This window comes from Rhodoplanes sp., from assembly GCF_013377085.1.
Lineage (GTDB): Bacteria > Pseudomonadota > Alphaproteobacteria > Rhizobiales > Xanthobacteraceae > Rhodoplanes.
Genome location: NZ_JACAAX010000083.1, coordinates 1 through 8298, shown reverse-complemented (window position 1 = coordinate 8298; position 8298 = coordinate 1). Strand labels below are relative to the sequence as shown.

Annotated in this window: 10 protein-coding genes; 6 read left to right on the top strand and 4 right to left on the bottom strand. The window is 69.5% G+C overall.

Annotated features, from left to right (window positions below):
• Positions 1-526: 526 nt before the first annotated feature.
• Complete coding sequence (locus HXX10_RS28775) at positions 527-970, top strand: DUF4260 domain-containing protein (protein ID WP_296526919.1); 444 nt, start codon at positions 527-529, stop codon at positions 968-970.
• 328 nt (positions 971-1298) lie between these two features.
• Here the strand turns inward: HXX10_RS28775 and HXX10_RS28770 are convergent, their stop codons facing one another.
• The 3 genes from HXX10_RS28770 to HXX10_RS28760 all read right to left on the bottom strand — a co-directional run bounded on the left by HXX10_RS28770 (position 1299) and on the right by HXX10_RS28760 (position 4637).
• Positions 1299-2417, bottom strand: a complete 1119-nt coding sequence (locus HXX10_RS28770; RefSeq protein ID WP_367142048.1) for a L,D-transpeptidase family protein — start codon at positions 2415-2417, stop codon at positions 1299-1301.
• A 96-nt stretch (positions 2418-2513) separates the two neighbouring features.
• Positions 2514-3491 carry a tripartite tricarboxylate transporter substrate binding protein gene (locus HXX10_RS28765; RefSeq protein ID WP_296526918.1) on the bottom strand — a complete coding sequence of 326 codons (978 nt, stop codon included), beginning with the start codon at positions 3489-3491 and terminating at the stop codon, positions 2514-2516.
• 54 nt (positions 3492-3545) lie between these two features.
• A complete protein-coding gene (locus tag HXX10_RS28760; protein WP_296526917.1) occupies positions 3546-4637 on the bottom strand; it encodes a 4-oxalomesaconate tautomerase in 1092 nt (363 codons plus the stop codon).
• Positions 4638-4741: 104 nt separating this feature from the next.
• Here HXX10_RS28760 and HXX10_RS28755 point away from each other — a divergent pair, with 104 nt between their 5' ends.
• Positions 4742-5689 carry a LysR family transcriptional regulator gene (locus HXX10_RS28755; RefSeq protein ID WP_296526916.1) on the top strand — a complete coding sequence of 316 codons (948 nt, stop codon included), beginning with the start codon at positions 4742-4744 and terminating at the stop codon, positions 5687-5689.
• Here HXX10_RS28755 and HXX10_RS28750 read toward each other — a convergent pair.
• A complete protein-coding gene (locus HXX10_RS28750; protein ID WP_296526924.1) occupies positions 5677-6063 on the bottom strand; it encodes a helix-turn-helix domain-containing protein in 387 nt (128 codons plus the stop codon). The two genes, HXX10_RS28755 and HXX10_RS28750, sit on opposite strands and share 13 nt — an antisense overlap.
• Positions 6064-6355: 292 nt before the next feature.
• On the opposite strand from HXX10_RS28750, the gene HXX10_RS28745 reads away from it, so the two are divergent.
• The 4 genes from HXX10_RS28745 (at position 6356) to HXX10_RS28730 (ending at position 8166) form a co-directional block, all read left to right on the top strand.
• Positions 6356-6979, top strand: a complete 624-nt coding sequence (locus HXX10_RS28745; RefSeq protein WP_296526914.1) for an NAD(P)-dependent oxidoreductase — start codon at positions 6356-6358, stop codon at positions 6977-6979.
• A 231-nt stretch (positions 6980-7210) separates the two neighbouring features.
• Positions 7211-7423 carry a DUF2283 domain-containing protein gene (locus HXX10_RS28740; RefSeq protein ID WP_296526913.1) on the top strand — a complete coding sequence of 71 codons (213 nt, stop codon included), beginning with the start codon at positions 7211-7213 and terminating at the stop codon, positions 7421-7423.
• A gap of 44 nt (positions 7424-7467) precedes the next feature.
• A complete protein-coding gene (locus HXX10_RS28735; protein ID WP_296526911.1) occupies positions 7468-7638 on the top strand; it encodes a hypothetical protein in 171 nt (56 codons plus the stop codon).
• 156 nt (positions 7639-7794) lie between these two features.
• Positions 7795-8166 carry a DsrE/DsrF/TusD sulfur relay family protein gene (locus HXX10_RS28730; protein WP_296526910.1) on the top strand — a complete coding sequence of 124 codons (372 nt, stop codon included), beginning with the start codon at positions 7795-7797 and terminating at the stop codon, positions 8164-8166.
• The last annotated feature ends 132 nt before the right edge of the window (positions 8167-8298 follow it).

The window sequence follows — 8298 nt, the reverse complement described above, 5'->3', positions numbered from 1 at the left end:
CCTCGCCTTTCCGAGGAAAGATCGAGGGAGGCGGAGCGCCGGCAGGCGCCACACCTGAAACTCTGCGCTCGTGAGAAGCGCAGCGCGTGCGAAAAGCGTCGCACGCCCGCCTCCCGGCGCTCCGCCGCGGCGATTTTGGGCTTTCGGGCCGCGCTTGCAGGCTTGGGCCGACCGAGCCGCAAACCCTCTCCAGCGATGCTCCTCGCGCCCGGGTCGTCGTGCCCGGAGGGCGGAGCCCCAAAAACCCCCGGGAGCCCGACTGACGAGGCCGGACCCGCAGGCGCCGCATCCGCCGGCCGGATTTCCCGGGAGTTCCGGCGGCCGGTTTTCTCCGCGCGACACCGTCGTGCGAAAAGACCGGCACGCTCCGCCGCCCGACGTCACCGGTCGACGTCCCTCGACGAGCGAGACGGACGGATTTTACGGCCGCCCCGGAGACCGGGGATTACTTTTTGCGGCCGCAGCCCCGCCATCCCATAGTCACGTCGTCCGCCGTGCGGCCCCGACCACGACGAAGGATCTTTGCATGACGATCATGGCCCCGCCCGCGTCCGAATCCGGCCCGACGCGTTTCACCGAGCCCGCGGCGCCGCCGCCGGCCGCTCCCGCGGGTGTGCCGAGGCTCCTGTTGCGGCTCGAGGGCGCCGCGGCCTTCGCGGGCGCACTGGTCGCCTATCAGTGGCTCGGCGGCTCGTGGCTGTGGTTCGCCGGGCTGTTTCTGGTGCCCGACCTGTCGATGCTCGGCTACCTGGCCGGACCTCGCCCGGGCGCGATCGCCTACAATGTCGTGCACACCTATCTCGGCCCGGCGCTGCTGGCGCTCGCGGGCCTTTTGCTCGGCAGCACCACGGCCTTGCAGGTCGCCGCCATCTGGGCCGCCCATATCGGGCTCGACCGGGCGCTCGGCTATGGCCTCAAATACCGCACCGCTTTCGCCGACACGCATCTCGGCCGGCTCGGGCCGATATAGTCGGCGCCGGCCACCTCCCGCCCTGCCTCGTCGCGATCCAGGGCCGGGCCTGTCGATCCGTCGCCGACCAGGCACGGCCTCGATGGTGTCCTTCCAGACGGCCTCCCGCGAGGCGTAGGTCGCGGCCGAACAATAAGCGACCGGCATCCAGGCGCCAGCATCCTCGACGTCCCGTCGGAGTTCTTCGAATCCCCACGTCCCGTCCGGACGCCTGAACAGCAACAGTAGCCCGGGTCGAGCTTGCGAAACCCGGGATCCTTGGCGAGGTCCGTCCCCGACGTCGCTGCGCTCCGTCCAGGCTACGAACGAGCCGGGCTATGCTTGCCGATCAGAACGCGGTCCCGAACCATTTGCTCGCCAGCGAGCCGTCGTTGTCGACCCAGGGGATCGGCGGCAGCTTCGGCAGGTGCGAGGCGTAGGGCATCACCTTCGACAGGGGGATGACCCAGCCGAAATAGCGGGCCCGGAACCTCTCGTTCATGCCGCCGTCGAGGCCGGTGTAGATCGGCGCGGCCGGCACGCCGTCGGCAGCCAGCCGCCCGACCAGTCGCGCGACCTCGGCCGCGTCGGCGCGCTGCTTCTCCAGCGCCGCCCGGGCGACCGTCGGGTCGACGGCGAAGGGCGGACATTTGCCGACCGGGTCGAACACCGGAGGGCTCGACGCATTCGGGAGCGGCTTCGCATCGAACACATAACGGCGGTCGCACACGTCGACCCGGGGCTCGCGCTGCGTCGTCTCGAAGTGATCGTTGCCGATCTTCAGCATCGTCCAGAACGGCAGGTTCGGACTGTTGCGATGGCGCGCCAGGTTCGCCGGTGTCAGGCGGAACGGATAGGCCTGGACCTGGAACCACGGCCGGCCGACGAGCGCGTCGCGCGCCAGCGCATAGATCTCGCCGATCTGCTCGTCGGTCATGGCGAAGCAGCCGGCCGACGCGCAGTCGCCGTGGATCATCAGCAGGCTGCCGGCGCGGCCGTTCGCCTTGTCGAAGCTGTTGGGAAAGCCGGTGTTGATGGCGAGATGATAATTGGAATGCGGGTTCATCAGCGCGGGCGTCACCGTGTAGAACCCCTCGGGAGCCTGACGATCGCCCTCGTGAAATTTCGGCCCGAGATCGCCAGACCACCGGCAGATCGGAAAGGTCTTCAGGAGCTGGAAGCGCCCGCCGGCGTCCTGCTTCCAGACCTCGAGCTCCGCCTCCTCCTTGAAGACGCGCAGGAGGATCGGCGAATGCTTCGGCATCCGCTTCTCCTGGAGCAGCGCCAGCAGGGCCGGCGGCAGCTCCTTGGTGGCCTTGGCCGGCAGCGGCTTTTCGCTCTCCGGTCGCTTGCCTTGGGTCTGGCCGTCCTGGGCGAGGCACCGGACCGGCACGGCCACGGTGGCGAGCGCCACGGCGGCCAAGGCCACCGTCAGCACGAGCGCGCGGACCACCGTGACGCGGATCATGGCCACCCCCCCCCCCGAACCGGACCCTTTGCGGCCCGGTCGCGGCTTTCGTATGGCGAACCGAAGGGGCGGCGCGCGCAGGCCCGGCGGCCGCGCTCAGTTCAGCGAGATCACGCCGGTCTTGGCGATCTCGGCCCAGCGGGCCGAGTCCTTTTTCATGAACTCGGCGAACTCGGCCGGGGTGTTGCCGATCGGGCGGGCGCCTTCGCTTTCCAGGCGCTGCTTGACCAGCGGCGTGTTGATGGCGTCGACGGTCGCCTTGCGCAGCGCCTCGGTCACGTCCTTCGGCGTGCCGGCCGGCACGACAAAACCGTACCAGGCCGTCGACTCGTAGTCGGGCCAGCCGCTCTCGGCGATGCTCGGCACCTCGGGCAGCACCGCGATGCGCTCCTTGCTGGTGACGGCGAGCGGCTTCAAGAGCTTGCCTTCGACCATGCCGAGCACCGACGGGATGGTGGTGACCATGAACTGGGTCTGGGCGCCGAGCAGATCGTTGAGGGCCGGGCCGGCGCCCTTGTAGGGCACATGCACGGTGTCGATCTTGGCGACCACATTGAGCAGCACGGCGGCGAGATGACTGGCCGAGCCGTTGCCGGCGGAGCCGTAGGTGAGCTTGCCCGGATTGGCCTTGGCGAAGGCCATGAGCTGCTTGATGTCGTTGAACTCGGACTTGGCCGGCACGACGACCAGCAGCGGTGCCGCCGCGATCAGCGTCACCGGATCGAAGGCGGTCAGCGGGTTCACCTTCATGGTCTTGAAGATGTGCGGGTTGACGGCCATCGGTCCCTGGTTGGCCTGCAGCATGGTGTAGCCGTCGGCCGGCTGCGACGCGACGTTCTGGGTGGCGAGGTTGCCGCCGGCGCCCGTGATGTTCTCGACCACGATGGACCAGCCCGAGCGCTCGCTCATCGCCTGCGCCACCACGCGGGCGAGCGCATCGGTGCCGCCGCCGGCCGCATAGGGCACGACCAGGCGGATCGGGCGGGACGGAAAGCTTTGCGCGCGCACCACCGAAGGCGCGGCGACGAAGGGGGCGGCGAGCAGGCCGGCACAGAGCTGGCGGCGGTCCATCATGGCGTCTCTCCCGGATCTGTCGTTCGAATGATTGATTTGGTCGGACTTCTGACGTCAGGCGGCGAGCGCGCTCGCCGGCACCAGCAGATTGCCCTCGAAGATGCGGCGCGCCGTGCGGATGACGCCGGCCCGCGTCACCGTGCCGTCCGGCCCGAAGGTGAGGTCGATGTCGATGCGGCCTGACGGATGCTCGATCGCGACGGCGTTCCTGGAGCCGTCGCGGGAGGCGAGATCATACGCCACCGTGCCGGGCGTGCGCGCCGCCACCGCGACGCACAGGCCGCCGGTGACGGCGTGGCTCTTGTGGCAGCGGTCCGGCACGAAATAGCGCGACGTGATGGTGCCGCCGCGGCGCGGCGCCGACAGGAGCCCCACCTTGGGGATCACCAGCTTGGAGGTGTCGCCGAGCCCCATGCGGCGCCCCGCTTCCAGCCGCAGCGCCTGGATGCGGGCGAGCAGCGCCGCATTCGCGTCCAGCACGTCGGGGGTCTCGTCGCCGGCGATGCCGAGATCGGCGGCGGCGACCAGCATCATCGGCATCGCATAGTCGGCGAGCGTCACCCGCACGCCGTCGATGATCTCCGAGGTCTCGCCGCTCGGGAACAGGCCGCGGGTCTTCGAGCCGACCGCATCGAGAAACGCCAGCTTGATCGGCGCCGCCGTGCCGGACACGCCGTCGATCGCGGTCGTGCCGTCATAGACGACGGCGCCGCCCGGCGTCTGCACGATCGCCTCGATCAGGCCGCTGGTGTTGCGGTTGAAGATGCGCACCGTGGTCTCAGCCGATGCCGCCGGAACCAGCCCGCTCTCGATCGCGAACGGGCCGACGCCGGAGAGCATGTTGCCGCAGTTCGGGCTGGTGTCGACGAAGGCGCGGTCGACCGACACCTGGGCGAACAGATACTCGACATCGACGCCCGGCCGCTCCGAGCGCGACACGATCGCCACCTTGCTGGTGAGCGCGTGGCCGCCGCCGATGCCGTCGACCTGCAAGCTGTGCGGCGAGCCCATGGCGGCGATCAGCACGCGGTCGCGCGCCGCCGCGTCCACCGGCAGGTCGGACTCGAGGAAATACGGTCCGCGCGACGTGCCGCCGCGCATCAGGACACAGGGAATCTTCACGAAGCCACGGGTGGGTGCGGTCATGGTGCTCGGCAGTGCTGGCGGGAGTGCGCGACGAGAATGCAACCCTCTCCATGCCAAGCCGCCCAAAAATTGTAAATTGCAAAGATCGTCGCTATTGATGCGTCATGAGCATCAATTTCGAGGCGCTCGACCTGCGGGCCTTTCTGGCGGTCGCCGACTGCGGCAGCTTCCACGCCGCCGCCGAAACCCTTCATCTGTCGCAGCCTGCACTCAGCCGGCGCATCCAGCGGCTGGAGGGCATGGTCGGGGCGCCGCTCCTGGAGCGCACCACCCGCCGGGTCGCCGTCACGGTGCTGGGCCGCGAGCTCTTGCCGCTGGTGCGCCGCCTGCTCGACGAGGTCGACTCCTCGCTGTTCGGCCTGCGCAGCGCCGGCCGCCAGGATGCCCAGGTGACGCTCGCCTGCGTGCCGACCGCCGCCTTCTACTTCCTGCCCGCCGTGATCGCCCGCTTCAACGAGCAGTTCCCCGAGGTGCGCTTCCGCATCCTGGATCTCTCGGCCAATGCCGGGCTGGAGGCGGTGTCGCGCGGCGAGGCCGATTTCGGCATCAACTTCATCGGCGCCTCCGACCCGACGCTGTCGTTCGATCCGCTGCTGGAGGATCCCTTCGTCCTGGCCTGCCGGCGCGACCATCCTCTGGCGTCGCGCGAAAAGGTGGACTGGGCCGATCTCGCCCCCTATCGCCTGGTGACGGTCGGCCGCGAGAGCGGCAACCGAATCTTGCTGGAGAACGCGCTGGCGCGAGCCAAGGTGCGGATGCGCTGGTTCTACGAGGTGACGCACCTGTCGACGTCGCTCGGCCTGGTCGAGGCCGGGCTCGGCATCTCGGTGCTGCCGCGCCTCGCCACCCCGCAGGGCGATCACCCGATCATCGTGACCCGGCCGGTGACGCCGCACATCACCCGCACCATCGGCCTGGTCGGCCGCCGCGGCCGGCCGCTGTCGCCCGCCGCGCAGCGGTTTCGCGACCTGCTGATCGAGACCTGGGCCGACACGGGCGGCGAGCGGGCGCCGGGTGCGGGACTATCGGCCGCCGCCGATCAGGCCGGGTGAGCGGTGCGCGGCAGTGTCCGCACTGATGCCGCCGCGGGCTTTTGCGTCGACGTCCCGGCCGTGCGGGCGTCGTAGGCGCGCTGCGCCGCCTCGATCTGGCCGATATGGGTTTCTGCCCACACCCGCAGCGCATCGACCGTGTCGGCGAGCGTGCCGCCGAGCGGGGTCAGCGCATACTCCACCGTCACGGGCACGGTCGGAAAGGCGGTGCGCCGCACCAGCCCGTCGCGCTCGAGCTTTCGCAGCGTTTGCGCCAGGACTTTTTGGGACAGCCCCTCGATCTCGCGGCGAAGCTGGTTGAAGCGCACCGGCCCCTCGCCGAGCAGGCCGAGGATCAGCACGGTCCATTTGTCGGCGATGCGGTCGAGCACCAGCCGGGTCGGACAGGCCTGGACATAGGTGTTGCCGACTTTTGCCGACTTGCCGAGCTTTCCGTGCCGGCGGGCCTCGGCGGCCAGCCCGTTGCGGGCCGGCCCGGTGCGGGCGATCTTGGGCTCGGGCGGACGGCGGGTGACGGACGTGTCGGTGCGCATGGAAAATCTCGGTTTCGGCTCTGGACCGGTTTCGCCGGGGTGACCAGGACACTCCAAGGTGCCTTCTTCACAGCAGGTAGCATATCCGGTAGCTGGTTTCTATCGGAAACTAGATACCGGATGGAGACCAGCCATGAAGATCGCCCTGATCGGTGCCAGCGGCCATGTCGGCAGCCGCCTGCTGAAAGAGCTCGCCCGCCGCGGCCATGCCGTGACGGCGATCGCCCGCAATCCCGACAAGATCGCCCCTGCCCCCGGCGTCACGGCGGTCGCCTCCGACGCCAAGAACCCGGCGGCGCTGTCAAAAATCCTCGTAGGCCACGACGCCGTGATCCGCGCCGTGCATTTCCTCGCGCTCGATGCCGAAACGCTGCTGGCCGCCGTCACGGCGTCCGGGGTGAAGCGCCTGCTGGTGGTCGGCGGCGCCGGCAGCCTTTTGGTCGCGCCCGGCAAGACGCTGATCGAGGCCCCCGACTTCCCGGCGATCTACAAGGCCGAGGCCCAGGCCGGCTGCGATTTTCTCGATGTGCTGAAGGCGGGATCACACGGCGCCGACACCTTGGACTGGACCTTCCTCTCCCCCTCGGCCGAGATCGCCCCCGGCGCGCGGACGGGAAAATTCCGGCTCGGCGGCGACCAGCTTCTGATCGACGCCGCCGGCAAGAGCCACATCTCCACCGAGGACTTTGCCGTCGCCCTGATCGACGAACTGGAGCGCCCGGCGCATTCGCGGAGGCGGTTCACCGTGGGGTATTGAGCGGCGCCGGGCCGGAGCCGCAGCCCCCTCATGGCCGGGCCGGCCGCAGGCCGAGACCCGGCCATCCACGCCTTCCCGGTGTAGCCTCGACCGGAATCGTGGATGGGCGGGACAAGCCCGGCCATGACGGGCTTCGAACGACCGGCGGTCATCGGTCGAGATCCGGGCGGCCCGATTTCGCTCCCTCCCGATCCGGGCTACGCTGATGTCCGGATGCCGCGAGGAGGCTCGATGAAGCTGCACTATTATCCGGAAACCGACAGCCTCTACATCGAGCTGAAGGAGACACCGGGGGCCGAGGCGCGCGAGATCGTCGCCGAGCTGGTCGTCGACCTCGATGCGAACGGTGAGGTCGTCGGCTTCGACATCGACCACGCCTCGCAAAAGCTCGATCTCACCAAGGTCGAGACGATCGCGCTGCCGCTCGCCACCGCGGCGGAGTGAACCACGGCCCGCCTTCACCCCACGGACATCCCATGCGGATGCGAATGCGAAACGCCCTCGTCGTCCTCGCTTTGCTGTGGGCCGGGCTGGTCGTGCTGGTCGTCCAGGCGGCGCGCACCGGCGAGGTGTCGACGGCCCAGACCATCGTCACGGTCGTCGCCCTGACGATTGTGGTGCCGATCTTTTGGCGGATGTTTCGGCGGCGGGGGTCGTAAAGTCGTGAGACCGTAGCCCGGGTCGAGTGCAACGAAACCCGGGATTCTTGCCGGCCCCCCGGATGTCGCGTCGCTCCATCGGCGCTACGCTTGCCGGACACCGGCCGGCACGGCGGCTCCGCGCCGGCGGAGCGCGATCGACAGGGACGACCGACGATGGCGACACAGACCGGGTATCTGTTCATTTTCAACGATTCCCCTTACGGCAGCCAGCGCACCTACAACGGGCTGCGGCTCGCGCTGGCGCTGGCCCGCAAGACGCCGATCCGCGTGTTTCTGCTGGGTGACGGCGTCACCGCGGCCCTCGCTGGCCCGGCGCCGGCCAATCCCGAATATTCGCCGCAGGAGATGTTGCGGGCGATCGCCGACGAGACCAGCCCGGTGGGGGCCAGCCCCGTGCGGGCCTGCCGGACCTGCATGGAGGCGCGCGGCCTGACCGAAACCTCGCTGATCGCCGCCGTCCAGCCCGGCACCCTCGACCAACTCGCCGCGTGGACCGAGGAGGCCGAAAAGGTCCTGTGCTTCTGAAACGGATCGGAGTGACGCGACAGACCGCAGCCCGTAGCCCGGGTCGAGTGAAACGAGACCCGGGATTCTGCGGCGCCGGCCCATCCCGGACGTCGCTGCGAGACTGGGCAAGAATACGTCTTAGGCTGCGCG